The 25,136-nt window shown below is 63.9% G+C and carries 22 protein-coding genes, 3 tRNA genes and 1 pseudogene; 3 read left to right on the plus strand and 23 right to left on the minus strand.

The features are described 5' to 3' along the window. Positions 1 to 13: 13 nt before the first annotated feature. Both F464_RS0110710 and F464_RS0110715 read right to left on the minus strand, forming a co-directional pair. Positions 14 to 2,623: a molybdopterin-dependent oxidoreductase gene (locus F464_RS0110710; protein WP_157353689.1), complete on the minus strand. Its 2,610-nt coding sequence runs from the start codon at positions 2,621 to 2,623 to the stop codon at positions 14 to 16. Positions 2,624 to 2,701: 78 nt separating this feature from the next. Continuing rightward, positions 2,702 to 3,961 (minus strand): acyl-CoA dehydrogenase family protein, encoded by a 1,260-nt coding sequence (locus F464_RS0110715; protein WP_026295911.1) that lies wholly within the window; start codon positions 3,959 to 3,961, stop codon positions 2,702 to 2,704. Positions 3,962 to 4,478: 517 nt separating this feature from the next. Here F464_RS0110715 and F464_RS0110720 point away from each other — a divergent pair. Both F464_RS0110720 and F464_RS0110725 read left to right on the plus strand, forming a co-directional pair. Continuing rightward, the gene (locus tag F464_RS0110720) at positions 4,479 to 5,726 is read left to right on the plus strand and encodes an acyl-CoA dehydrogenase family protein (protein WP_018989808.1); all 1,248 of its coding nucleotides are present in this window, start codon (positions 4,479 to 4,481) and stop codon (positions 5,724 to 5,726) included. 56 nt (positions 5,727 to 5,782) lie between these two features. After that, a complete protein-coding gene (locus tag F464_RS0110725; protein WP_018989809.1) occupies positions 5,783 to 6,505 on the plus strand; it encodes a class I SAM-dependent methyltransferase in 723 nt (240 codons plus the stop codon). A gap of 29 nt (positions 6,506 to 6,534) precedes the next feature. On the opposite strand, the gene F464_RS28310 is transcribed toward F464_RS0110725, so the two are convergent. From F464_RS28310 to F464_RS0110770, 8 genes and pseudogenes are all read right to left on the minus strand, one after another. Further along, positions 6,535 to 6,984, minus strand: a complete 450-nt coding sequence (locus F464_RS28310) for a tyrosine-protein phosphatase (RefSeq protein ID WP_084600477.1) — start codon at positions 6,982 to 6,984, stop codon at positions 6,535 to 6,537. A gap of 166 nt (positions 6,985 to 7,150) precedes the next feature. Beyond that, positions 7,151 to 7,279, minus strand: a pseudogene (locus F464_RS31595) (helix-turn-helix domain-containing protein); the annotation flags it as partial. A gap of 117 nt (positions 7,280 to 7,396) precedes the next feature. Further along, on the minus strand, positions 7,397 to 7,783 hold the full coding sequence (locus F464_RS0110735) for an aminotransferase-like domain-containing protein (protein ID WP_018989811.1): 387 nt from the start codon (positions 7,781 to 7,783) through the stop codon (positions 7,397 to 7,399). A 70-nt stretch (positions 7,784 to 7,853) separates the two neighbouring features. Then, complete coding sequence (locus F464_RS0110740) at positions 7,854 to 8,447, minus strand: STY4526/YPO1902 family pathogenicity island replication protein (RefSeq protein ID WP_018989812.1); 594 nt, start codon at positions 8,445 to 8,447, stop codon at positions 7,854 to 7,856. A 253-nt stretch (positions 8,448 to 8,700) separates the two neighbouring features. Next, positions 8,701 to 9,927 carry a hypothetical protein gene (locus F464_RS29905; protein WP_198292257.1) on the minus strand — a complete coding sequence of 409 codons (1,227 nt, stop codon included), beginning with the start codon at positions 9,925 to 9,927 and terminating at the stop codon, positions 8,701 to 8,703. Positions 9,928 to 10,307: 380 nt separating this feature from the next. Then, positions 10,308 to 10,383, minus strand: a tRNA-His gene (locus F464_RS0110760). Positions 10,384 to 10,425: 42 nt separating this feature from the next. Then, positions 10,426 to 10,502 (minus strand) — tRNA-Arg (locus tag F464_RS0110765). 23 nt (positions 10,503 to 10,525) lie between these two features. Continuing rightward, positions 10,526 to 10,602: transfer RNA gene (locus tag F464_RS0110770), tRNA-Pro, on the minus strand. 171 nt (positions 10,603 to 10,773) lie between these two features. Between F464_RS0110770 and dksA the strand changes: the two genes are divergently transcribed. Continuing rightward, entirely contained in the window at positions 10,774 to 11,199 is a 426-nt protein-coding gene (gene dksA / locus F464_RS0110775) for an RNA polymerase-binding protein DksA (RefSeq protein ID WP_018989816.1), read from the plus strand. Between the two features lie 90 nt (positions 11,200 to 11,289). Here dksA and pnp read toward each other — a convergent pair whose 3' ends face one another. The 13 genes from pnp to F464_RS0110840 all read right to left on the minus strand — a co-directional run bounded on the left by pnp (position 11,290) and on the right by F464_RS0110840 (position 25,128). Continuing rightward, positions 11,290 to 13,389, minus strand: a complete 2,100-nt coding sequence (gene pnp / locus F464_RS0110780; RefSeq protein WP_018989817.1) for a polyribonucleotide nucleotidyltransferase — start codon at positions 13,387 to 13,389, stop codon at positions 11,290 to 11,292. Positions 13,390 to 13,558: 169 nt separating this feature from the next. Further along, entirely contained in the window at positions 13,559 to 13,828 is a 270-nt protein-coding gene (gene rpsO, locus F464_RS0110785) for a 30S ribosomal protein S15 (protein WP_018989818.1), read from the minus strand. Positions 13,829 to 13,908: 80 nt separating this feature from the next. Beyond that, positions 13,909 to 14,838 carry a tRNA pseudouridine(55) synthase TruB gene (truB, locus tag F464_RS0110790; RefSeq protein ID WP_018989819.1) on the minus strand — a complete coding sequence of 310 codons (930 nt, stop codon included), beginning with the start codon at positions 14,836 to 14,838 and terminating at the stop codon, positions 13,909 to 13,911. A gap of 6 nt (positions 14,839 to 14,844) precedes the next feature. Further along, on the minus strand, positions 14,845 to 15,228 hold the full coding sequence (gene rbfA / locus F464_RS0110795; protein WP_018989820.1) for a 30S ribosome-binding factor RbfA: 384 nt from the start codon (positions 15,226 to 15,228) through the stop codon (positions 14,845 to 14,847). A 3-nt stretch (positions 15,229 to 15,231) separates the two neighbouring features. After that, complete coding sequence (infB, locus tag F464_RS0110800) at positions 15,232 to 18,060, minus strand: translation initiation factor IF-2 (protein ID WP_026295912.1); 2,829 nt, start codon at positions 18,058 to 18,060, stop codon at positions 15,232 to 15,234. A 17-nt stretch (positions 18,061 to 18,077) separates the two neighbouring features. Further along, the gene (gene nusA / locus F464_RS0110805) at positions 18,078 to 19,553 is read right to left on the minus strand and encodes a transcription termination factor NusA (protein ID WP_018989822.1); all 1,476 of its coding nucleotides are present in this window, start codon (positions 19,551 to 19,553) and stop codon (positions 18,078 to 18,080) included. Positions 19,554 to 19,577: 24 nt separating this feature from the next. Continuing rightward, the gene (rimP, locus tag F464_RS0110810) at positions 19,578 to 20,006 is read right to left on the minus strand and encodes a ribosome maturation factor RimP (RefSeq protein ID WP_026295913.1); all 429 of its coding nucleotides are present in this window, start codon (positions 20,004 to 20,006) and stop codon (positions 19,578 to 19,580) included. A gap of 154 nt (positions 20,007 to 20,160) precedes the next feature. After that, on the minus strand, positions 20,161 to 21,048 hold the full coding sequence (rluB, locus tag F464_RS0110815; protein ID WP_018989824.1) for a 23S rRNA pseudouridine(2605) synthase RluB: 888 nt from the start codon (positions 21,046 to 21,048) through the stop codon (positions 20,161 to 20,163). 61 nt (positions 21,049 to 21,109) lie between these two features. Further along, on the minus strand, positions 21,110 to 21,703 hold the full coding sequence (gene scpB / locus F464_RS0110820; protein WP_018989825.1) for an SMC-Scp complex subunit ScpB: 594 nt from the start codon (positions 21,701 to 21,703) through the stop codon (positions 21,110 to 21,112). Next, positions 21,684 to 22,514 (minus strand): segregation and condensation protein A, encoded by an 831-nt coding sequence (locus tag F464_RS0110825; RefSeq protein WP_018989826.1) that lies wholly within the window; start codon positions 22,512 to 22,514, stop codon positions 21,684 to 21,686. The genes scpB and F464_RS0110825 overlap by 20 nt, the downstream gene beginning before the upstream one ends. Before the next feature lie 37 nt (positions 22,515 to 22,551). Beyond that, positions 22,552 to 23,754: a tryptophan--tRNA ligase gene (locus F464_RS0110830; RefSeq protein WP_026295914.1), complete on the minus strand. Its 1,203-nt coding sequence runs from the start codon at positions 23,752 to 23,754 to the stop codon at positions 22,552 to 22,554. 3 nt (positions 23,755 to 23,757) lie between these two features. Continuing rightward, positions 23,758 to 24,417: a site-2 protease family protein gene (locus F464_RS0110835; RefSeq protein ID WP_018989828.1), complete on the minus strand. Its 660-nt coding sequence runs from the start codon at positions 24,415 to 24,417 to the stop codon at positions 23,758 to 23,760. Between the two features lie 78 nt (positions 24,418 to 24,495). Then, complete coding sequence (locus tag F464_RS0110840) at positions 24,496 to 25,128, minus strand: L-threonylcarbamoyladenylate synthase (protein ID WP_018989829.1); 633 nt, start codon at positions 25,126 to 25,128, stop codon at positions 24,496 to 24,498. Between the last annotated feature and the right edge of the window lie 8 nt (positions 25,129 to 25,136).

Below are 25,136 nucleotides of genomic sequence, written 5' to 3' on the forward strand. Positions count from 1 at the left end.
CGCGCGGCGGGCCTCAGCCCACACGCGTGACCCGCAGTTTCGGACTGGCCTCCATGGCACCGTCCATGATGTCGAGATTCTTCAGGTCGTAATCGAGCAGCTCGCCGAAGTGCGGGCCCATGGTCTTGCGCCGCGGCGGCAGGTTCTTCGCCCAGCTGCCGCCGTGGTGGTCCATGCCGACACACTCCGGATGTATGCACTCGCTGAGCAGGACGACGCCCTCCACCCGGCGGCCGCGCTGGTTCTCCGCGACTACGCGGTCGCCATCACGAATACCGTGGGCCTGCGCGTAGCTGCGGTTGAGGATGATCTTGCCGACGTAGGGGTGGTACTGCGTCAGCTCCGCGAGCCACGGGTTGAAGTTCGAGAAGGTGCTGGTCAGGAAGGGCCACTTGTAATTCACCGCGAACAGCTCGAAGCCATTCTCATTGCGGCCATGCCCCGGCGCCGGGTACCAGTCGACCAGCGGCTTGTAGCGCGACACGTCCCAGTCCATGCCCAACGCGTCGGTGGTCGCCTTCACGCGCGCGCCCGCCTCGAGGAAGTACTCGTAATACACCGGGATGCGGCTCTTGTAGAAGGGGCGCGGATACTTCTCCTGCACCGACTTCGCCCAGCGGATGCGGCCTTCCTTCGCGACGTCCGCGAGCGAGAGCTTGCCCCCGGTCATCGAGCGGATCCAGCGCTCCATGAGCTGCTCGTTGCCATACTTCCCGTCCGGCAGCAGCGCCCATTCCCCCTTCAGTTCGAGGAACTGGTTGACGGTCTGGTTGAAGGCCGGCAGGAAACCCGCCTTCTCGGCGATGTCGATCCAGATGTCGACGTTGTGCTTGTAATCGGTCGGCACGACGGGCTGGCGCAGATTGATGCAGTACTCGTTGGTCGCCGTCGAACCCATCGTGTCGGGGATGTTGTTCGCCCCCATGTCCAGCCGTTCGAGCTGCGTCTGCGTCGGGAAGATGATGTCCGCGAACTCGGCGGTTTCGTCGATGTTAGGCACGATCGACAGCTGAAAGCCGAATTTCCTGTGGAAATCCGCCTGCTGCTTCGGGTTGCCCTCGTTCAACAGGTCGTTCGACACCACCTGCACATACACCATCGGATTGTGCGGCACCTTGTCGTTGAACTTCTTCGGCTCCAGCACGTTGACCTTGCTCACCAGGCCGCTGTTGTACGAACCCACCGCCGCCAGCGAATCCGCCGACATGTTGTACGGATTGGGCACGTCCTTCATCGGGAAGGGCGCGGGGAAGGAATCGCCGTAGGTCGCGATCTTGCCCGCCGCGACGAGGCCGTCGCGCTCGCGCATGCCCGAGCCGGCGCCCATCCAGGTGCTGTTCTCGGAAAACTCGGGGTGATGCGCAAAGACGGTGTCGGCGAGCAGCCCGCCCGGCACATCCACGGCGCCGACCATGGTGTTCAGCATCGCGATCGCCAACCCCTGCTCGAAGCCCTGCGAGTGCTGGCTGATGCCCTTGTACCAGTGCGCACAGGCCGGACGCAGCGGCAGCGTGTGGCCGTCGATGTCAATCGTGGAACCGACTGACGCCGCCGTCGCGAACTCGCGCGCGAGGCGCCGGATCGTGTGGGCGGGTACACTCGTGATCTCGGAGGCGCTCTCGGGCGTGAACTTGGCCAGGTGCTTCCTGAGAAGCTGGAAGGACGGCGTGCACGGCTCGCCATCGACGACGAAACTGCCCTCCAGTGCCGGGCTCGCAAGCGTCGGGTCGTCATACACCTTGGCCCTCTGGTCGGCGGTATCCCACAGCTGCGGCTTGCCCGTCCCCGTGTCGCGTGCGTAGTGGCCGTCCACGTCGCGTATCAGGTAGGAGCCGTTGGTCAGCCTGCGCACGAACTCGACGTCGTGCATGCCGAGCTCGTTCACCATTACGTTGATCATCGCCATGACCAGCGCGCCGTCCGTGCCGGGGCGGATCGGCACCCACTCGTCGGCGATCGAGGCGGCGTTCGAGCACCACGGGTCAATGACCACGAGTTTCATGCCACGACGGCGTGCGCGCGACATCTCGAGCGTAGCCGTGACCGCGGCCCAGTTCGACATCGCACCCTTGTTCGAACCGAACAGCATCAGGTAATTGCAGAAGTGGAAGTCCGGCCCGACGTGGAAACCGCCATGCACCTGCTGCAGCACCGGGTGCACGTTGTTGCCGCAGAACGCGCGGCCCCCGGAAGTGTGGTTGAAGCTACCGAAGGAAATCAGCAGCGAGGGCAGGAACCAGGGCAGGGTCGTGAAATCGGAAGTCGCGAACACCAGTCCGCCGGGATCGACATCACGGCAGTGCTTCACCTTCTCGGCGGTGATCGCGACCGCTTCGTCGTAGCTGATCTCGACCCAGCCCGGATCCACGCCGATGCCCTTCTCAGGGTTCGTGCGCTTCAATGGCTTGGTCACGCGCCGCTTGCTGTAGGCCATCATCAGCTGGGCTTGGCCCTTCGCGCACAGCTTGCCCTGGCTGAAGGGATCCTCGGGATCGCCGCGCACGGCGACGACGACGCCATTGACCCGACGCGCGAGCATGCCGCAAGTGCCTGCCGGGCAACCGTAGCAGGTCGTCTTGAGCTCGACATCCTCCCACGTACCGCTTTTCACCGACGCTGTCACTCTCTGTCCCTCCAACCGTATCGTTATGTCCGTCGAGGACGGTCGCCCGAGCGCCGCCCCCGCCGCGTCACTGCGTGATCATTTCGAGTACGCCTTGATGCTCGCGTAGTCGCGCCCCTCGTACTTGCGACATTCGAGCTTGGCAACCGTCCGACAATGCACTTCGTCCGGCCCGTCGGTCAATCGCACGATCCGGGTATTCGCGTACAGTTCCGCCAGCCCGAAATCCTGCGAAACCCCGCCACCGCCATGCGCCTGGATCGCCAGGTCGATGATGCGCTGGGTCACCTGCGGCGCCACCACCTTGATCATCGCGATCTCGCCGCGCGCTTCCTTGTTGCCGACCGTGTCCATCATGTAGGCGGCCTTCATGCACAGCAGGCGCACCATCTCGATGTCGATACGCGCATTGGCGATGCGCTCCTCCCACACCGAGTGCTCGTTGATGCGCTTGCCGAAGGCCTCGCGCGACATCAGGCGGATGCACATGCGCTCCAGCGCCACCTCCGCCGATGCGATGTTGCGCATGCAGTGGTGGATGCGGCCGGGCCCGAGGCGACCCTGCGCAATCTCGAAGCCGCGCCCTTCGCCGAGGATCAGGTTCTCCACCGGCACCCGCACGTTGTCGAGGATCACCTCGAAGTGGCCGTGCGGCGCGTGGTCGAAGCCGAACACGTTGAGGTGGCGCACCACTGTCACCCCCGGCGTGTCGCGCGGCACCAGAATCATCGACTGCTGGCGATAGGTCTCGGCGTTCGGATCGGTCTTGCCCATCACGATGAAGAACGCGCAGTGCGGGTGACCGGCGCCCGACGACCACCACTTGTGGCCGTTGATCACGTATTCGTCGCCTTCGCGGCGGATCTCGGTGCGGATGTTGCGCGCGTCCGACGACGCCACCTTCGGCTCGGTCATCAGGAAAGCCGAGCGCGTCTCGCCGTTCATCAGCGGCACCATGAAGCGGCGCTTCTGGTCTGCCGTGCCATAGCGGTGCAGCACTTCGAAGTTGCCCGTGTCCGGCGCCATGCAGTTGAACACCTCGGACGCGAAGGACACCCGCCCCATCAGCTCGGCGATCGGGGCGTACTCGACGTTGGTCAGGCCGATGCTCGTGAAGAAGTCGTCGTCGTGGTCCGAGGGAGGCATGAAGATGTTCCACAGCCCTTCCGCCTTCGCCTTCGCCTTGAGTTCCTCGAAGATCGGCGGCGTTTCCTTCCAGCGGTCGATCGTCGCCATCTGCTCGTGATAGATCGGAATCGCCGGATAGATATGCGCATCCATGAAAGCCCGGACCCGCTCCATCCACTCAAGGGATTTCTTCGATTGCTCAAAATGCATTTCTGGCGACCTCTGTGAATTGATGACGCAGCCCCGGCCCGACGCGGGCGGCGGAGCAACTTTGCGAATACGCGCGCGCTGACATGACCCAGCGTATCCGACCGACCGGTCGGGTGTCAATATGTCGATGCACATCCTGGCGCATGCGTCATCCTCCTCGCGACATCCCGGCGCCACCGTCCGCTCCGCCAGCCCCACCCGTGCCCGGCTTGCATCCCCGGCAACGGCCGGAGCAGGTGTACTTCATCCGGCTCGGAATCAACGGGCACACCTGTGACGAACGGTCGCCGCCCCCTGTCGTCCCGGACGCGCCTTCGACCTCGCTCACGTTCGCCTGCCGCCAGACTTCGGACCCCTTCGCCGTCATTCCGCTCGCCTGCCTCATCCCTCTCGATTTCGCACCAAAGATACACGACCGCCCAGTCGGTCGTCTATAATCGTCCACGACCCTGCCGGGGAAGCAGTGCATAGCCCGCACGCCCGACGCCGGGCGCTCACACACGAGGAACGGAACCCGATGGATTTCGACTATTCCGAGAAAACCGAGACGGTCCTGGAAGTGCTGCGCCACTTCATGAGCCGGCGCGTGCTGCCGATGAATCTCACATGGCACCAGTGCGCCGCGCGCGGCGAATATCCGCTCTCGGTCATCGAGCCGCTCAAGGCCATCGCACGCGAGGAAGAACTCTGGAACCTGTTCCTGCCCGGCCTGCGCGAGAACGAACCGGGCACCCGCCTCGCCAACCTCGAATACGCTCCGCTGGCCGAAACTATGGGCCGGATTCCGTGGGCATCCGAAGTCTTCAACTGCAGCGCGCCGGACACCGGCAACATGGAGCTGCTGCACCTGCATGCCACCGACGCGCAGTACGAGCGCTGGCTGCATCCGCTGCTGGAAGGACGCATCCGCTCCTGCTTCGCGATGACCGAGCCGGACGTCGCCTCCTCCGACGCCACCAACATCCGCACCAGCATCCGTCGCGATGGCGGCGACTACGTCATCAACGGCCGCAAGTGGTTCGTCACCGGCGCCGCCCACCCGCACTGCACCTTCGCGATCGTGATGGGCCTGACCAAGGACGACAGCAACGAGGAGGCGCACTGCCGCCACTCGATGATGATCGTCCCGATGGACACGCCGGGGGTCGAGATCGTGCGCAACATCCCCGTCATGCACCACCTGTCCCCTGAAGGGCACTGCGAGATCGTGTTCCGCGACGTCCGCGTTCCCGCGGAAAACCTGCTCGGGGAGGAAGGCAAGGGTTTCGCCCTCGCCCAAGCGCGCCTCGGTCCCGGCCGCGTGCACCACTGCATGCGCACCATCGGCCAGTGCGAGCTCGCGCTCGAGATGATGTGCGAGCGTGCCCTCGAACGCCGCACCTTCGGCAAGTACCTCAGCGACTTCGCCAACATCCAGGAATGGATCGCCAAGTCCCGCGTCGAGATCGACCAGGCGCGGCTTCTCGTGCTGCGTGCCGCGTGGCTCATGGATCAGCGCGGCAACCAGGCCGCACGCGTCGACGTCTCTGCGATCAAGCTCGTCGCCGCGCAACTGCAGACCCGCATCCTCGACCGCGCGATGCAGGTCTTCGGCGCGATGGGCCTCACGCCCGACACGCCGCTGTCGCTGTTCTGGACCTGGGGCCGCGCGATGCGCTTCTTCGACGGCCCGGACGAAGTGCACCTGCGCGTGCTGGCGCGCAGCGAACTCGACAAGGCCAAAGCCAACCGCGGCGCAACGGCGGCCTACTATCTGTTGGAATAGGACTGTCGCCAGCTCCCCAGACCCCGACCCAGTCCCCAACCTCGCAGAATTCGACCATGGAAAAACTCGGCCCCGGAAGCGACGCCGACACGCTGCAGGTGTTGGCCATGATCCCCCGCGACGGCTTCTCCCTCGTCGTCGATGCCGGTAGCGGCATCGGCCGCCAGACGCTCGCCCTCGCCTCCCGCTTGCAGACGACGGTGCATGCAGTCGACACCGCCGCAAAGCATCTCGACAGTCTCGGGCGCTATTCCGCGCAACTCGGCATCGAGCATCTGGTGCAGACGCACTGCATGGACATGGCAGACATCCCGGCGATCTTTCGTGACGTCGATCTGCTGTGGTCCGAATGCGCCGCCTACCACATCGGCTTTCCGAACGCGCTGGCCAGCTGGCTCCACGCCATCCGCCCCGGCGGCTACGCCGTCATCAGCGAGCTGTCATGGCTGCGCGACGAAGTGCCCGAACACGTGCACACGTACTTCCGGCGCGGTTATCCCGACATGCGCACAGTGGACGAAAACCTTTCGATCGCCCACGCCGCCGGCTATGAAGTGATCGCCACGCACATCCTCTCGAGGGCCGCCTGGATCGACGGCTACTATGACAAACTCGAGCCGCTCGCGCGATCACTGCTGGACCATCCGGAGCAGGCGGTGCGCACCTTCGCCGCACAGACGCTCGAAGGAATCCACGTTTTCGATTCCGCCGCAGACAACTACGGCTATGTGTTCTATGTTCTCAGGAAACCTGTCGGCGAAACGACGGCAGTCGCCTGACCCGGCGACGCGCTGTCGCTCTACCGGCTTCAGCGTGATTCCAGCCAGCGCTCGCGCATCTCGCAAATTGCACGTTCGTTCAAGCCCGCACACGTTCGTAGATAGTCCTGCATCGAGCCGTAGCGCTCTTTCACGGCATCCAGAGCCGCATTCAGATACTCGGGCCGCGCGTCCAGAATCGCATCGACCATTTTTTCGGAAGCGGGCCGCTCGGTGATGTACTGGACAATGCGTGCCGTCGCAGCCCGACGATCGGCATCGGCCATTGTGCGAATTCTGGACGACAGCAGGTAGTCCGCCATCACCACCTCAACGGCAACACCCAGGGCGCGCAGGATGACCGCGACGGTAAAGCCCGTGCGGTCCTTGCCAACGACACAATGCACCAGTACCGGCACCTCATCCTCACGGAACAGCCGAAACAGCGTCGCCAGGTGCGGCGCAAGCGCCTCGGGAAATCGCCGGTACATCTGCCTCATCAGTTCGACCGCACCTTCCGCGTCATGGCGTTTGCGCAGCGCCCAGTTCCCTGATCAACTGCTGACGAACAACATCGCAGTTGCCTCGATGCTGCAGGAACTGCGCACGCAGCCACGCCTCGTGACCACCCAGCACGCCGCCGCGCCGCGGTTGCCGGTACGGGACCGGACCGCCGGCACCCAGATACCGTCGTACAGTGTTACGCGCAATCCCAAGCATCTTGGCAATCCGCTTTGCGCCCCAGCCCGATCGCCCCAATCGAACGATGGTCGTCACCGCCTCCGGCTCCAGCATCTCCCGTGCTCCGCAAACCTCACGGCGCACAGGATTCACCTCCGCGTGTTTCGTTTCCAACGGCTGCCTCCTTGCGAGCAAGGGGGTTAGTTCTTCGTGTCGCTAGGGGGGGGCAATTTACCGTGTCGCCTGACACGGGTCGACGGGTTGCAGTTGGGCTAGCGCCGGGATGGGCGTGAAGCCGGGCAGGAAATCGCATTCGGGAAGCGGACTGCGCAAGAGCTGGCGCAGTGCCGCCATGTCGACCGTGTACGCGCCGGTCGCACGGCTGACTTTGCGACTGCCGATCAAGCCGCGCTCTTCCAGGCGCAGCAAGGCGCGCTGGACAACCTGGTGTCCCAGCAGGGTGTACCCCGCCAGTGTTCGGCTGGAGATGCGCACGGGCGCCCGGTCTGCGCCCCGCCAGAGGAGAGCGAGGAGGACTGCGGTGGCTGCGTAGTCACCGTTCAGGCGAATGAGCACCTCAAGGGTGATCTGCGGCTCGGAAGGGCTGTGTCCGGACATCGGTGAAGCACGGCTGGTTGAGGAAGTCCCCGGCAGAAGGGTCTTGCACTGGGTCGGATGAATCCAGCGCTTACGGCGTTGACGCTGAGTTGGAAGCATCCAGATGCTCGATGCCCTCGGTGTCCGCATCGAATTCGTGCACGACATGCCACAGCGTGGCGATGGAGTGGTCGGGGAATGCCCGATGCAGTTCCACGAACTGACGCTGCGGCGAGCACGTGCAACGAATGGTGGACCAGGCGTTGTGGACCGCCTCGCGTACACCCGGATCAGGAAGGGACGGTCGGCCGCGCGGCGGCGGATCGGGGCACAGCAGCGCGCGTTGCTGCTGAATATCGGCCAAGGTCATCTTGAAAAGGTGAACCAGCAGCGGAGGTTGGGCGCCGTGCATGACGTGATATTCCATCAGCTGCCGCATTTCGGCGATCGCGCAGTGCCGCCGATAGGCGGCCTCGAGCGTTGCGGGATCGAAATGAATGCGGACGTCGAGCTGAGGCATGCCGGCGATGGATGCGAGATCGCGGGCGGACGCGGCACGCAGGGTGTCGAGGATGTCGGGACTAAGCCCGGCTGCGAGCAGCGTCTGCAGCTCTCCGCTGTCCAACAGGTGAATGAGATGCGACAGCAGGGCGTACCGCAGTTGCTCGCTTCTGATCGGGATCATCTTGCTCCTCCTACTCCGTCTCGGCGCCGGGCGGCTTCTCCGCGCAGGCCCGGTGATACGCATCGAGGAGGGATCGTGTAGCCGCCCAGGAGGACGGATCACGCAGCAAGGCCAGGATGGGGTCGGCCTCGGCGTCACTCCCCTTGGCGGAGATCCCCAGTTGCGCCAGGAGCCGATGAGCGGCCGCGCGCCCCACGTGCCCGGTCGCTTCGGCGTCGTCGCACGAATCGGGCAAGGGCTCGACGCTGAATCCTTATGGCAGTTTGGGGTCCACCCGCACGCAGTCGGACAACCGGAACGCGTTGGCGAAGTCCGCGATCCGCTTCGAAAGGCGTACCCTTGTCCGCGCGTGCCAGCCCTTTCTCGTCCGCAGCGGGGCTGCTGCCGCCCCGCGCGCCACCGCATCTGTGGCATCGGACGCATCGGACACCGTCTCGCTTGGCGGCGGCTCGCCCAAGAGACGGCGGATCTCCGAATCCGGCAACTGCCGGTCGGCACCGGCGACCGCCAGCGCGGCGCGCTCCGCGGCCGCCGGCGTGCACTGTGCGAGCACCGCAAACTGCGCGGTCATGCGGCGAAGGATCGTCTCCACTTCGTCCTTGCCGAGTCGTGGCGGATCGTCCATCTCCCGGACCGCGTTGATCTCCGTGGCGAAGTCGGCCACGAGCTCCTCGAATGCGGTCTTGCGCACCAGGGGATCCAGATTGAGCGCGTCGGCGAGCTTTTCGAGGCACCCGAACCGGGAGCGAATGGCGGCTGTGCTCTCGTGGGTAAGGTGCAAGCCGATCGGCGCCAGGTAGTCTATGGCGAAGAGGTAGATGGAGGCGGTCACGCTGTGCAGCTTCAGGCCGCAACGTTGGGCGTGCTCGGACAATTCGCGCAGGCTCAGCGGTCGCTGGAGCTCGGATTCGAGCTCGCTCTTGAGCAGCGCGGTGCCGCGGGCCTTCTCCCAAAACAGGGTTTCTGCGCGATTCTCGTTCTCGGCCAGGTGGGCCGAAATGACATCGGCCTCGCCCGCCCACGGATGCACCACGACGCGAATCCACTCGTAGCGGGCATCGTGCGTCTCGAGCCATAGCTCCTGGACGATCTGCAGGCGCGTATTGCCGCCGAAATAGCACATGTAGCGGCTGGCACCCGGTCTGCGGGTCACGCTCAACGCATCCTTCAGCCCGCCCCGGGCTTCGATGGAGGCACGGATGTCGGCATACCGCTTGTTGGTTCGCACGCGCGGGTTGCGGTCGTAGCAATCGATATCCATGCATCGCAGGAGCATCCAGCCGTCGACATCCTCACCCGGCTGGAGGTCGGCCACGGCGTTGGCCGCTTCCTTGACGGCCAGGCTGTGTTGAACGAGCAGCGCGCGACGCTCGCCGGTTATGCCATGGGACGCGGGCGCGTGCAGCTTTCCTCGCTTTTCCATGTGCTGGGCCAGTTCCTTGACGGAGATGGAGTCAGGCAATCGCGTTTTGGACGTCATGGCCGTCGACGACCTCGCTGAGAGCTTCCGGCGGCACACCCGCGTGGGTGCCGTCGAGGCTCGGGATGAGCTCCCACAGGAGCGCATGCATTGCAGGACTCGCCTTGACCGGGTCGATCCAGTGCTCCGGGACCTGGGCGGTCGTGGCATTGCGGTATGCAACGGCGTGCGGTATGACCGTTTTCAGGAGCAGAACCTTGCACTTGAGCGCAAAGGCTACTCGGCCATTCGAAGCGCGAGATGACCGCGCATCATGTCCGCAAGCGCCGAGGCGAGAACGTGAGCCCGTAAAGTAAAAACGGCTCGCTTTTCAGCGAGCCGTTTTGTAGAACGATTGGCGATTTGTAGATTGCCTACTTTTCCCCAAGTCCTTGATTACTTGGGGCGACATACCGGGATCGAACCGGTGACACCTGGAGCCACAATCCAGTGCTCTACCGACTGAGCTAATGCCGCCACTACTCCGGCTGCAGAAACTCTGCAGCCAAAAACCTTTACTGGCCTGCCCGACAGGAATCGAACCTGTAACCCCCGGCTTAGAAGGCCGGTGCTCTATCCAGTTGAGCTACGGGCAGATCCCGCGGGCATCGGGGTTAGCTGGTCGGGGTGGAGGGATTCGAACCCCCGACATCTTGCTCCCAAAGCAAGCGCGCTACCGGACTGCGCTACACCCCGAGAGCCGCGAATAATACACACTCATTCCCGGTGCGTCAAACATGAAATAGAGAAAATTTCACCCCTGCCGAAAAACATCGAATGAGGCGGAGAACTGCGTCTTTTCTTGCCCACCAGATCGGTTTCTGATATTAGTTCGCTTCTTTCAATTACCAACCGGAAGTCGAAGTCATGCCGGACGATACACTGCAGAAACAGTTCCCGCCGTACGTCCCCGAAAAGGGCGAGGAATACATGAGCGAAAAGCAGCTGGCCCACTTCCGCAACATGCTGGAATCGGTAAAACGGGAACTGGCTGGCGATATCGAGCGCACCGTTCACACCATGCAGGACGAAGCAACCGCCTTCGCCGACCCCAACGATCGCGCCAGCCAGGAATCGGACATTGCGCTCGAACTGCGTAACCGCGACCGCGAACGCAAGCTGATCAAGAAGATCGACGAAGCCATTGGCCGCATCAATGCCGGCGAATACGGCTACTGCGACAGCTGTGGAGTGGAGATCGGCCTCAAACGGCTGGAAGCACGCCCCACGGCAACGATGTGCATCGACTGCAAGACGCTGGAGGAAATGCGCGAGCGCCAGGTCGCAAAATAATCGGGCCACCTCCGCCGGGCCTTTCGCACAGCCAGACGCAGGATAAAAAAAGGGACGCCGCAGCGTCCCTTTTCATTTCGTCGAACCGAATTATTCAGCCGCCTGATCCAGCAGCGCCTTCATGCTCAGGCGGATCTTGCCACGCTCGTCGGTCTCGAGGACCTTGACGCGCACAGCCTGACCTTCCTTGACGTAGTCGGCGACGTTGTTCACGCGTTCATTCGCGATCTGCGACACGTGCAACAGGCCATCACGGCCCGGCATGATGTTCACGATCGCGCCGAAATCGAGCAGGCGGATGACGGTACCATTGTAGATCTTGCCGACCTCGACCTCGGCCGTGATGGCGTCGATCTTTTCCTTCGCGAGCTGTGCGCCCTCGGCACTAACCGAGGAGATCGTCACGTTGCCGTCGTCCTGGATCTCGATGACGGTCCCGGTCTCTTCCTGCAGCGCGCGGATCACCGCACCACCCTTGCCGATCACGTCGCGAATCTTCTCCGGATTGATCTTCAGCGTGATCATGCGCGGAGCAAACTCCGACACTTCACCACGATGCGAGGCGAGCGACTGCTTCATGATGCCAAGGATGTGCATGCGGCCCTCGCCCGCCTGAGCGAGCGCAACCTGCATGATTTCCTTCGTGATCCCCTGGATCTTGATGTCCATCTGCAGCGCCGTGACGCCCTTGTCGGTACCCGCGACCTTGAAGTCCATGTCGCCGAGGTGGTCCTCGTCGCCGAGGATGTCGGTCAGGACGGCGAACCGGTTGCCTTCCTTGATCAGGCCCATCGCGATACCGGCCACGTGCGCCTTCATCGGCACGCCGGCGTCCATTAGCGCGAGCGAGCCGCCGCACACCGACGCCATCGAGCTCGAGCCGTTGGACTCGGTGATCTCGGACACGACGCGGACCGTGTAGCTGAAGTCCTCCGGCGCCGGCAGCGCTGCAATGAGCGCGCGCTTTGCCAGACGGCCGTGGCCGACTTCGCGACGCTTCGTCACGCCCATGCGGCCGGTTTCGCCGGTCGAGAACGGCGGGAAGTTGTAGTGCAGCAGGAAGCTCTCGCGGTATTCGCCCGCGATCGCGTCGATGATCTGCTCGTCACGCCCGGTACCCAGGGTCGCGATGACGAGCGCCTGGGTCTCGCCACGGGTGAACAGCGCCGAACCGTGCGTACGGGGCAAAACGCCGACGCGGATATCGATCGGGCGAACCGTGCGGGTGTCGCGGCCATCGATACGCGGCTCGCCTGCCAGGATGCGGCTGCGCACGATGCCTGCCTCGAGTTCGTGGAAGATGTCCTTGAGCTCGTTGCCGGACGGAGCCGCTTCCATCTCTGCGGTGACCGTCGCGAACGCGTTCTTGCGGATCTCGTTCACGCGCTCGGTGCGGGCCTGCTTGCTCGTGATGCGGAATGCATCCTCGAGTTGGGCGCCCGCGAGTTCCTTGATGCGGTTGATGAGCGCCTCGTTCTTGGCGGGCGGCTGCCAGTCCCACTCGGGCTTGCCGGCGATCTCGACGAGTTCGTTGATCGCGCGGATAGCGGCCTGCATCTGCTGGTGGCCGAAAACGACCGAACCCAGCATCACTTCTTCCGACAGCTCCTGCGCTTCGGATTCGACCATCAGCACCGCGGCCTCGGTACCGGCAACGACCAGGTTCAGCTGGCTGGTCTTGAGCTGCTCGACCGTCGGGTTGAGGATGTACTCGCCGTTGGCATAACCGACGCGGCAGGCACCGATCGGGCCGTCGAACGGCACGCCCGAGATTGCCAGCGCGGCGGATGCGCCGATCATCGCCGGAATGTCCGGATCGATTTCCGGGTTGAGCGAAAGCACCGTGATGATGATCTGGACTTCGTTATAGAAGCCGTCCGGGAACAGCGGGCGGATCGGGCGATCGATCAGGCGGCTGGTCAGCGTTTCCTTCTCGGTCGGACGCCCTTCACGCTTGAAGAAGCCGCCAGGAATACGGCCGGCGGCGTAGAACTTCTCGACATAGTCGACGGTGAGGGGGAAAAAGTCCTGCCCGGGCTTGGCGTCCTTGGCGGCAACGACGGTCGCCAGGACCATCGTGTCATCCATGTTCACGATGACGGCACCACCCGCCTGACGGGCAATCTCGCCGGTCTCGATGGTGACGGTATGCGCGCCGTATGCGAATGTTTTTTTGATGGCGGTAGGCAAGTTGAATATCCTTTAGGTGAGAGTAAGCAGCAGACTACAACTGCGAAGCTGTCCCGGTCACGCAACCCTGACAGCAAAAACAAAGCCGGTGCGACCCCGCGGGATCCGCACCGGCTTGTTCGCTTACCTTGTCTTTTGCGACGCTGTCAGACGCGACACGGCCAGCGATTTACTTGCGCAGACCCAGACGTTCGATCAGGCTGCGATAGCTGTCGGCATTCTTGCCCTTCAGGTAGTCCAGCAGCTTGCGGCGCTGGCTGACCATCTTGAGCAGGCCGCGACGCGAGTGATGATCCTTCGCGTTGGCCTTGAAGTGACCGGTTAGCCCGTTGATGCGGGCGGTGAGCAGAGCGACCTGCACTTCCGGCGAACCTGTGTCGCCTTGCGCACGCTGGAAGTCGGTGACGATCTGCGCCTTGGATGCGGTATCGAGAGCCATGTGGGTATTTACTCTTTTCGTTTTCTGCCAATCAGAAGCGTGGGATTATACCCAACGCACCATGAAAAACTCAATGATTATCAAGACAGCCGTGCTGTGGTACCGGTTGCAACGAGGCGTTTGGGCAACAGGCGGCTGTCATCGCCCAATTCCCCCAGACCGAGAAAGCGCCCGTCCCCGTAAACCCTGACGAGGCCCCGTTCGCGGCACTCGAGAAGCAGCGCACGCCCCTGCAGCAAACCGGCGGCCTGTGCGGCGGAGAGTGCCACCTCGGGCAGATGCGCCACCAGCGCGTCGGCCGGTGCAAGCAAGCCTTCCCTCTCTTCGGCCGACGCAGCTTCAAGCCCGGCGAGCGTCACGGCGCCGGAACCGACTGCGAACGGACCGATGCGCGTGCGCCGCAACGCCGAGAGATGCGCCCCGCAGCCGAGAATCCGTCCGAGATCGATCGCGAGCGTCCTGATATACGTGCCCTTGCTGCATGCAACCCGGATACTAAAGGTTTCCCCGCCGAATTCGAGCAACTCGAGCGCATGGATCGTGACGCGGCGCGGAGCCAGCTCGACCTCGATGCCGGCGCGCGCATATTCGTACAGGGGCTTGCCGTCGCGCTTGAGCGCCGAGTACATCGGCGGGACCTGATCGATCTCGCCGGTGAAGCGCACCAGCGCCGTGCGTACGTCATCTTCCGAGACGGACACCGGCGCTTCGGCAATCGGACGCCCTTCGGCATCGCCGGTATCCGTCTCGATGCCCAGACGGACGGTCGCCTCGTATTCCTTGTCGGCGTCGAGCAGCATCTGCGAGAACTTCGTCGCCTCCCCGAAGGTCAGCGGTAGCAGCCCCGTCGCCATCGGATCTAGCGTACCGGTATGCCCCGCCTTTGCCGCATTGAGCAGACGGCGCGCCGTCTGCAACGCCGCATTCGACGTGATGCCCTGCGGCTTGTCGAGCAGCAGGACGCCGTCCAGCGCGCGGCGCTGGTGCCTGAATTGCTTCTGCGCTTTCAAGACCGCTCAGCTTTCCGGATCGTCCTTGTGGCGCGCATCATCCTCGCGCACCACCTGATCGATCAGTTTCGACATGCGGTTGCCGCGCTCGACGGACGGGTCGTAATGGAAGTGCAGTTCGGGCAGCGTGTGGATACGCACACGCTTACCAAGCTCCCGGCGCAGGAATCCGCTCGCGCGGCGCAGGCCGATGAGGATTTCGTCGAGCCCCTCCTCGCCGCGCATCGAGGTGAAGAACACCTTGGCATGTGCGTAGTCGGGGGTGATCTCGACGTCGGTCAGCGTGATGAATCCCACGCGGGGATCCTTCACTTCCAGCCGGATCAGCTCGGCCAGTTCGCGGCGGACCTGCTCTGCCACGCGCTGGCTGCGGGAATACTCCTTGGGCATCTCTTAGAGCGTCCGCGCGATTTCCTGGATTTCGAACACTTCGAGCTGATCGCCTTCCTGGACATCGTTGTAGTTTTTCACCGACAAGCCGCATTCGAAGCCGAACTTGACTTCCTTGACGTCGTCCTTGAAGCGCTTGAGCGATTCCAGCTCGCCCGTATGGACGACGACGTTGCCACGCAGCACGCGAATCTGCGCACCACGCTTGACGAGGCCTTCGAGCACGTAGCAGCCCGCGACGGTGCCGATCTTGGGTACGCGGAACACCTGGCGGACTTCGACGAGACCGAGCTGATTCTCGCGCCTTTCCGGCGACAGCAGACCCGACAATGCTGCCCTGACATCATCCACGGCATCGTAGATGATGTTGTAGTAACGGATATCCACGCCGAAGGTCTCGGCGAGCTTGCGCGCCCCGGCATCGGCACGCGTGTTGAAGCCGATGATGACCGCACCCGAGGCCTGCGCCAGGTTGACGTCGGACTCGGAAATCGCGCCGACCGCGGAGTGGATCGCGTTGACGCGGACCTCGTCCGTGGACAGCTTGTTGAGCGATTGCACGAGGGCTTCCTGCGAACCCTGCACGTCGGCCTTGATGATGAGCGGCAGGGACTTGACCTCGCCCTCGGCCATCTGCTCGAACATGCTCTCGAGTTTGGCGGCCTGCTGCTTGGCGAGCTTCACTTCGCGGAACTTGCCCTGGCGGAACAATGCGATTTCGCGAGCCTTCTTCTCGTCGGCGAGGACGATCGCCTCGTCGCCGGCAGACGGCACATCCGAAAGGCCGAGCACCTCAACCGGAATGGACGGACCAGCCTCGTCGATCGCCTTGCCATTTTCGTCCAGCATCGCGCGGATGCGACCGAAAGTGGCGCCCACGAGCATGACATCGCCCTTGCGCAGGGTGCCGGACTGAACCAGCAACGACGCAACCGGGCCGCGTCCCTTGTCGAGGCGTGCCTCGATGATGAGACCCTTGGCCGGCGTATCGACCGGCGCCGTCAGTTCGAGCACCTCGGCCTGCAGCAGAACGGATTCGAGCAGGCTGTCGATGCCTACACCGCTCTTCGCCGAGACGTTGATGAACATGACTTCGCCGCCGTATTCCTCGGGCACGACGCCCTCGACGATCAGCTCTTGCTTGACGCGCTCGGGGTTGGCCTCGTGCTTGTCGATCTTGTTCACCGCGACGACGATCGGAACTTGCGCAGCCTTCGCGTGATGGATCGCCTCGCGCGTCTGCGGCATCACGCCGTCGTCGGCAGCGACCACGAGGATGACGATGTCGGTAGCCTGCGCACCGCGGGCACGCATGGCGGTGAATGCCTCGTGGCCCGGGGTATCCAGGAACGTGAGCATGCCGCGCGGCGTTTCGACGTGATAAGCGCCGATGTGCTGTGTGATGCCGCCGGCTTCACCCGAGGCGACCTTGGTACGCCGGATGTAGTCGAGCAGCGACGTCTTGCCGTGGTCGACGTGACCCATGACGGTCACGACCGGCGCACGGGGTTCGACGGTCGCATCGGCCTGCACAGCCGCGTCCTCGAGGAAGGCATCCGGGTCGTCGAGCTTTGCAGCGAACGCCTTGTGCCCCATTTCCTCGACCAGGATCATCGCGGTTTCCTGATCCAGCACCTGGTTGATGGTGACCATCGACCCCATCTTCATCAGGGCCTTGATCACTTCCGCAGCCTTCACCGCCATCTTGTGTGCGAGATCGCCCACCGTGATGGTTTCGGGCACGTGAATCTCGCGCACCACCGGTTCGGTGGGCATCTGGAACGACTTGTGATCGTCCTGCTGCCCCCGGCCCTGGCGGCCACCGCCACGCGCGCCACGCCATGAACCGGTGGTGGCACCGACTTCACCGCGCGTCTTCAGACCGCGGCGCTTTGCGCTGTCGCCAGCACCCGCTTCCGCGGGACCGCCACGCGCCCCACGCTTCGCGTCCTTGGCGCCTGCTTTATCATCGCCCTTTGCCGGACGATGCAGCGTACCGGAGGGCGCCTTGGCGGCCTCACGGACTTCGGGCTTGGCTGCTTCCGCGCGCTTCTCGGCTTCCGCCCGGACACGTGCCTCTTCTTCCGCACGACGAGCCTCGGCGGCCGCACGTGCGGCGGCTTCGCGTTCCTGCTTGGCCTTAAGATCGGCCATCTGGCGGGCGCGCAATTCTTCGTGCCGGCGTGCCTCGCGTTCGCGTGCGGCACGCTCCTCGTCGCTGAGAATGGAGACGCGCGGACGCAGCACCGACGTGGGCGCGGCGGGAGCATCTTCGACAGCCTCTGCAGCGGCAGGCTGCTCGGGCTCCTCGGCGACGGCTTCGATGACGGGCTCGGGTTCGGGTTCGGGCTCAGGCTCGGGTTCCGGAGCGGACTCGACGACCGGCTCCGGCTCCGCCTCGACGACAGGCGAAATTTCTTCCACGGGAGCCTCGGACACGATGTCGACCGCGGGCTCGACCATTGCCTCGACCTCGGCAGCCAGCGTTTCCTCGACTCCGGACAGCTCGCCGACACCGGACTCTGCGCCCGTTTCATCGCGCTTCACGAACACGCGCTTCTTGCGCACTTCAACCTGAACGGTACGGGCGCGGCCGGACGAGTCCGTCGCGCGGATCTCGGACGTCTGCTTGCGGGTCAGCGTGATCTTGCCCTTGGGCTGGCTGTCACCGTGCGAGCGACGCAGATACTCGAGCAACCGCGCCTTGTCCTGCTCGGTCAGCAACTGGTCGGGGCTGGTCTTCTCAACACCGGCTTTCTGCAACTGCTCGAGCAGTACCGCTGCCGGCATTCTAAGTTCGCCGGCGAACTGGTTTACGCTCATTTGTTCCATCAGTCAGTGCCCTCCCCTCATTCTTCGAACCAGTGCGCGCGCGCGACGGATATCAGCGCGCTGGCACGTTCTTGTTCGATTCCGGCGATTTCGACGAGCTCATCGACTGCGAGATCGGCCAGATCGTCGCGGGTGCGTACGCCATGCTCGGCCAGCTTGGCAGCGAGCGGCTTGTCCATCCCGTCGAGATTGATCAGATCGTCGGAAACATTTTCCAGCTGCTCTTCGGTCACGATGGCCTCGGTGAGCAGAACGTTGCGCGCACGGTTGCGCAGCTCGTTGACCGTCTCTTCATCGAAGGCTTCGATCTCGAGCATTTCGGCGAGCGGCACGTACGCGATTTCCTCGAGCGACGAGAAACCTTCGTCGATCAGGATGTCGGCGAGCTCCTCGTCGACATCGAGCTTATCGATGAAGAGCTGGCGCAGACCCTGGCGCTCCTCGCCGGACTTCTGCGCGGACTCCTCTTCGCTCATCAGGTTGATGGTCCAGCCGGTGAGCTCGGACGCAAGCTTCACGTTCTGTCCGTTACGCCCGATCGCGATCGCGAGGTTGTTCTCGTCGACGACGACGTCCATGCTGTGGCTTTCCTCGTCCACCACGATGGACACGACTTCGGCCGGCTGCAGCGCGGAGATCACGAACTGGGCCGGATCCGACGACCACACGATGATGTCGATCTGCTCGCCGGCAATCTCGTTGCGCACCGCGGTCACGCGCGAGCCGCGCAGACCGACGCAGGTGCCGATCGGATCTATGCGTGCGTCGTTCGACTGCACGGCGATCTTCGCGCGCAGGCCGGGATCGCGGGCGCAAGCCTTGATCGCCAGAAGCCCGTCCTCGATTTCGGGCACCTCAAGCTCGAACAGCTTGCCGAGGAATTCCGGAGCCGTGCGCGACAGGATCAGCTGCGGACCGCGGGCACCCCGGTCGATGCGCAGCAGGAAGGCCTTGACGCGGTCGCCGACGCGCAGATTTTCGCGCGGAATCATCTGGTCGCGCGGGATCATGGCCTCGAGGCGGCCGACTTCGATGATCGCGTTGCCGCGCTCCATGCGCTTGATCGAACCGGAAACGAGATGTTCCTTGCGGTCGAGAAAGTCATTGAGCACCTGCTCGCGCTCGGCATCGCGGATGCGCTGCAGGATCACCTGCTTGGCTGCCTGGGCGCCGATGCGGCCGAAATCGATCGGCTCGAGCGGCTCCTCGATGAATTCGCCGACCTGGATGCCGGCCTGGACTTCGCGGGCGTCGATGATGCCCATCTCGGCCTCGTCGTTGACGACTTCCTCGTCCGGCAGCACGACCCAGCGGCGGAACGATTCATAATCGCCGGTCTCGCGATCGATGATCACGCGCACATCGGCTTCGTCATTGATGCGCTTCTTCGTTGCGGAGGCGAGAGCCGTCTCCAGGGCACCGAACACGATGTCCTTGGCTACATTCTTTTCGCGCGCCAGCGCATCGACAAGCAGCAAAATTTCGCGGCTCATTAATCAAAATCTCCACACACGAATTCAAAATCTGGGCACGAGACGCGCTTTCTCGACCTCGTCGAAGGGAAGAGCAACTTCACCCTTCTCGGTGCTCAGATGCACCACACCTTCGGCAAAGCCCGTGAGCACGCCTGCGAAATTCCTTTGATTGCCGATCGGCATGCGCAGGCGAACCTGCACGTCGCTACCGACGAAGCGTTCGAAGTCAGCGGCCTTCTTGAGCGGCCGGTCGAGGCCCGGCGAGGAAATCTCGAGGCGGTCGTAGTCCACGTTCTCGACTTCGAAAACGCGCGTCAGCTGGTTGCTGACCGTTGCACAATCATCGACATTCACGCCGCGCTCGATATCGATGAACACGCGCATCAACCGCCCCTTCGGGGAAGTCTCGAAATCCACCAGTTCGAAACCCAGGCCGGTTACCACCTGCTCGACCAGACGTTCCACGTCCATTTCCACGCCCACAAATAAAAAATGGGCATAACGCCCATCTTTGTTGATCCCATCCACAAAAACGATGCCGGCGCGAAGCCGGTATCAAAGCTTTGCGATTATAACCGCCCCATTGAAAACAGGCAATTGCGAAGCAGGCCGCACCCCTCGCCTCTCATGTCCGCCCGCGCGGCGTGGTGGTGTGCACGCGGACCTGTCGCGCCTTTTCCGCGGTTCGCGCCGAAACCTGGCGTTGCGGCTGCGGAAGACCGGCCAGCTTGTACACTTCTTCCTCTGGCATTTCCATCCACATGCCACGCTTGAGGCGGGACGACAGGGTCACCGGGCCGTAGCGCACGCGCATCAGGCGGCTAACCGTCAGCCCTACGGCCTCGAACATACGCCGCACCTCGCGATTACGCCCTTCGGACAACGTGACCTTGTACCAGTGGTTCGCGCCCTCCCCTCCCTGGTCGGTGAGGCTTGTGAAGCGCGCGAGGCCGTCTTCGAGCTGTATCCCGACCTTGAGCGACTCGATCTGCTCATCGGTGAGCTCACCGAGCAGGCGTACCGCATATTCGCGCTCCAGTTCGTAGCGCGGATGCATGAGGCGGTTGGCGAGCGTTCCGTCATTGGTGAATAGCAGCAGGCCTGAAGTGTTGAAGTCGAGCCGGCCGACGGCAATCCAGCGCCCCTTGCGCAGCAGCGGCAGGCGTTCGAAAACGGTTGGCCGCCCGTCCGGATCTTCTCGCGAGACGATTTCACCTTCCGGCTTGTGGTAGATCAACACGCGTGGTGCGCGCGCGGCGAACTTCACGGAAAGAAGCCTGCCATTGACCTTCACCCGGTCCCCGGGGCCGATCTTCTGCCCGAGTTCCGCGGGCTCGCCGTTGACGGTGATGCGCCCGGCGACGACCCATTCCTCGATCTCGCGCCGCGAGCCGACCCCCAGGCGGGCGAGGACTTTCTGCAGCCGTTCCGGTTCGTGCTCTTCCTGCGGCGCACCGCGACCGCCGGCCTGCCCCCGCCGCGCCGGATGGTCGCGCTCCGGCTCCGCAGGCATTCCGGCGCCGTCGGGCAGACGGGCGCCGCGCGCGCGCGCGGGCTGCGGCGCGGCCGCAGGCTCAGTTTTCTTCTTCGTTGGCGGCCGGAGAGGCCGATTCGATTTCTTTGGTGTCGACAAGGTCCATGATCCTTTCGATTTCGGTTAGCGCGGGCAATTCTGTGAGGCTTCGCAGGCCAAGGTCATCGAGAAACCGCCGCGTCGTCGCGAACAAGGCCGGACGACCGGGGGTATCGCGATGACCGACGATGTCTATCCAGCCCCGCGACTCGAGCGTCTTCAGCACATTGGGAGACACGGCCACGCCGCGGATATCCTCGATGTCGCCGCGCGTGACAGGCTGACGATAGGCGATGATCGCGAGCGTTTCCAGTACGGCGCGCGAATACTTCGGCGGCTTCTCTTCCTTGAGCCGATCGAGGAAGACCTGATACTCCGGTCGTGTCTGGAAACGCCAGCCGGAGGCGAGCTGCACCAACTCGACGCCCCGCCCGGTCCAGTCGCCGCGCAGCTCGTCGAGCAGGCGCCGGACGAGATCCGCCCCAGGGTCGGGATCGAAGAGGCGCCGGACATCCGCGACCGGCAGCGGCGCAGCTGCAGCGAGCAGCGCCGCCTCGATCACGCGCTTGAAGTCATCAGGCGTCGTTGGCTGCATCGGCGAGTTTCACGTAGATCGGGGCGAAGGGCTCGTTCTGGGCGACCTGCACGAGTTTTTCCTTCACGAGTTCAAGCACCGCGAGGAAGCTCACGACCAGACTGACCGGACCGCGCGAGGATTCGAACAGGGAATCGAAGACGACAAAGCTGCCGTCCGAGAGCTTGCGCAGGATCGCCGTCATGTGCTCGCGCACCGACAGTTCATCGCGCTTCACCTGGTGATGCTGGGTGAGGCGGGCCTTCTTCATGATCTTGAGCCACGCGAACTGCAGATCGTGCAGGCTGACCTCGGGCAGGCGCTCGACGACCTTCTCGGCGACGAAGACGCTGACCCACTCGTGATCGCGTTCGATACGCGGCAAGGCGTCGAGCCGCGCCGCCGCCATCTTCATCTGTTCATATTCGACCAACCGGCGCACGAGCTCGGCGCGCGGATCGAGCGACTCGTCCTCGCTCGCGCGCGGCGGACGCGGCAGCAGCATGCGCGACTTGATCTCCAGCAGCGTCGCGGCCATCAGCAGGTAGTCGGCCGCGAGCTCGAGATTGTGGCGGCGCATCGCCTCGACATAGCCGAGATACTGCCTTGTGAGCGGAGCCATCGGAATGTCGAGGATGTTGAGGTTGGCCTTGCGGATCAGGTAGAGCAGCAGGTCGAGCGGCCCCTCGAAGGCTTCGAGGAAGACTTCCAGCGCATCGGGCGGGATGTAGAGATCCTTGGGCAGCTCGAGGAGCGGCTCACCGTACAGGCGAGCGAAGACCTCGACCGGGACGGGCGTCTCGGCCGGGGTCAGTGCAAGCGGCAGGTTCATACCGCATTCATCCTGCAAGCCACCCTTTGCCAGAGCGTCAGCGATACGAGAGGCCCATCGCCTCGCGCACGTCCCGCATCGTCTCTTCGGCGAGCACGCTTGCCCGCTCGCAGCCATCGGCGACGATACGCCGCATCAATGCGGGATCCTCGATGTAACGCTGGGCGCGCTCGTGCATGACGACCTGCTCCTTCAGAACCCCGTCGATGACCGGCTGCTTGCATTCGATGCAGCCGATGCCGGCGCTGCGGCAGCCCTTCTGGACCCAGCTGCGCGTGTCCTCATCCGAATAGATGACGTGGAACTGCCACACCGGGCACTTGTCCGGATCGCCCGGATCGGTGCGGCGCACGCGCGCCGGGTCGGTCTGCATGGTACGGATCTTCTTTGTGACCGTGGCCGGATCCTCGCGCAGGAAGATGGTGTTGCCGTAGCTCTTCGACATCTTCTGGCCGTCCAGCCCGGGCATGCGGGCGGCCTCGGTGAGGAGCGCACCCGGCTCCACGAGGATCATCTTGCCGCTGCCCTCGAGGTAGCCGTGCAGACGCTCGAGATCGACATGCCCCACGCTGCCCGCCTCGCGCAGCATGAGCCGCGCCTGTTCGAGCGCCTCGGCGTCGCCTTCCTGCTGGAAGCGCTTGCGCAGTTCCTCGAACAGCTTGCCGGCCTTGCCACCGAGCTTCTTGACGGCATCCTTCGCCTTGTCCTCGAAGCCGGGCTCGCGCCCGAAGAGGTGATTGAAGCGCCGGGCGATCTCGCGCGTGAACTCGATGTGCGGCACCTGATCCTCGCCGACCGGGACCTTGTCCGCACGGTACAGGAGGATGTCCGCCGACATCAGCAGCGGGTAACCGAGGAAGCCGTAGGTCGCGAGATCCTTGTGGGCGAGTTTTTCCTGCTGGTCCTTGTAGGTCGGGACGCGTTCGAGCCAGCCGACCGGCGAAATCATCGACAGCAGCAGGTGCAACTCGGCGTGCTGCGGGAGCTTGGACTGGATGAAGATCGTCGCCTTCTCGGGATCGACGCCGGCCGCGAGCCAATCGACGAGCATGTCCCACACGCTGTCGGCAATGACCTCGGGGCTGTCGTAGACCGTCGTCAGCGCATGCCAGTCGGCAACGAAGAACAGGCAGGGATACTCTTCCTGCAGTTTGACCCAGTTCTTGAGCACACCGTGGTAGTGGCCCAGATGAAGTCGCCCGGTCGGGCGCATGCCAGAGAGAACACGTTCTGCGTACATGATTTAGAACCCGAAAAGCGTCGCGAGAAGGATCTGGAAGAGTGCAATCAGCGGCCACAAAATGTGGCCGAGGATGCCGGTAAAAAGGAGCACGAGAAGAATCGGAAAGCCGTAGGGCTCGATGCGCGAGAACTTCCAGGCCAGCCGGTGCGGAAGCAGGCTGACGAGGATGCGACCGCCGTCGAGCGGCGGGATCGGCAGGAGGTTGAGCAGCATCAGCACCGAGTTGATCTGGATGCCGGCCACGCCCATCTCGCGCATCGGCTCCGCGTAGCTGCCGTGCGGATCGGACATACCGAGCTTCAACAGCAGGGCCCAGCCGAGGGCCATGAGGAAATTCATGAACGGCCCCGCCGCCGCAACCCACAACATGTCCGCCTTCGGCCGGCGCAGGCGGTTGAAGTTGACGGGCACGGGCTTCGCCCAGCCGAACAGCATGCCACCGCCGCCCAGCAACGCACTCAGCGCGAGGATGGCGACCGGCACGAGCACGGTTCCGACGGGGTCTATGTGCTTGAACGGATTGAGGGTGATGCGCCCCTCCTGCTCCGCGGTGGGATCACCGAAATGCCGCGCCACGTAGCCGTGCGCCGCCTCGTGCAGCGTGATGGCAAGCAGCACCGGCAGGGCCCAGATGGCAAGGGTAGCGATCAGCGAATCCATGAAGTCGGGGGGCAAAACGTTGCATTCTAGCAGAGCGGGCAAATCCCCTCCGCCCCAACGCGCGGTCCGCCCGTGCGCTCAGTCGGCTTCGAATCCGAAAGGTGCCAGGTCGCCGCGGCCGGCACGGACGAGCACCGGCACGCCCGACGTGAGGTCGATCACGGTCGTCGCCTCGGGGCCGCAGAAGCCGGCCTCGATGACCAGTTCGACCTGTTTTTCCAGGCGATCGCGGATTTCCTCGGGATCGGTCAGGGGCAGGTCGTCGTCCGGCAGCAGGAGCGTCGAGGTGAGGATGGGCTCGTCCAGCTCCTGCAACAGCGCCGCCACGACCGGATGCTCGGGGACGCGCAGGCCGATGGTCTTGCGCTTCGGGTGCAGCACGCGCCTGGGCAATTCCTTCGTACCTTCGAGAATGAAAGTATACGGACCTGGAGTGACCGCCTTCAGCAGGCGATACTGGGCGTTGTCGACCCGCGCGTACTTCGCTATCTCCGAGAGATCGCGACACATCAACGTGAAGTTGTGCCGTTCATCCACGCCACGCAACCGCCGGATACGCTGCAGCAGGTCGGCGTCGCCGGTGATGCCGCCGAGCGCGTAGGCCGAATCGGTCGGAAATGCCACGAGTCCGCCGGCGCGCATGATCTCGGCGGCCTGGCGGATCAGCCGCGGCTGGGGAATTTCGGGGTGAAGCGAAAAGAACTGGGCCATGAATGCCT

This window comes from Aromatoleum toluclasticum ATCC 700605, from assembly GCF_000378245.1.
Taxonomy (GTDB): Bacteria; Pseudomonadota; Gammaproteobacteria; order Burkholderiales; family Rhodocyclaceae; genus Aromatoleum; species Aromatoleum toluclasticum.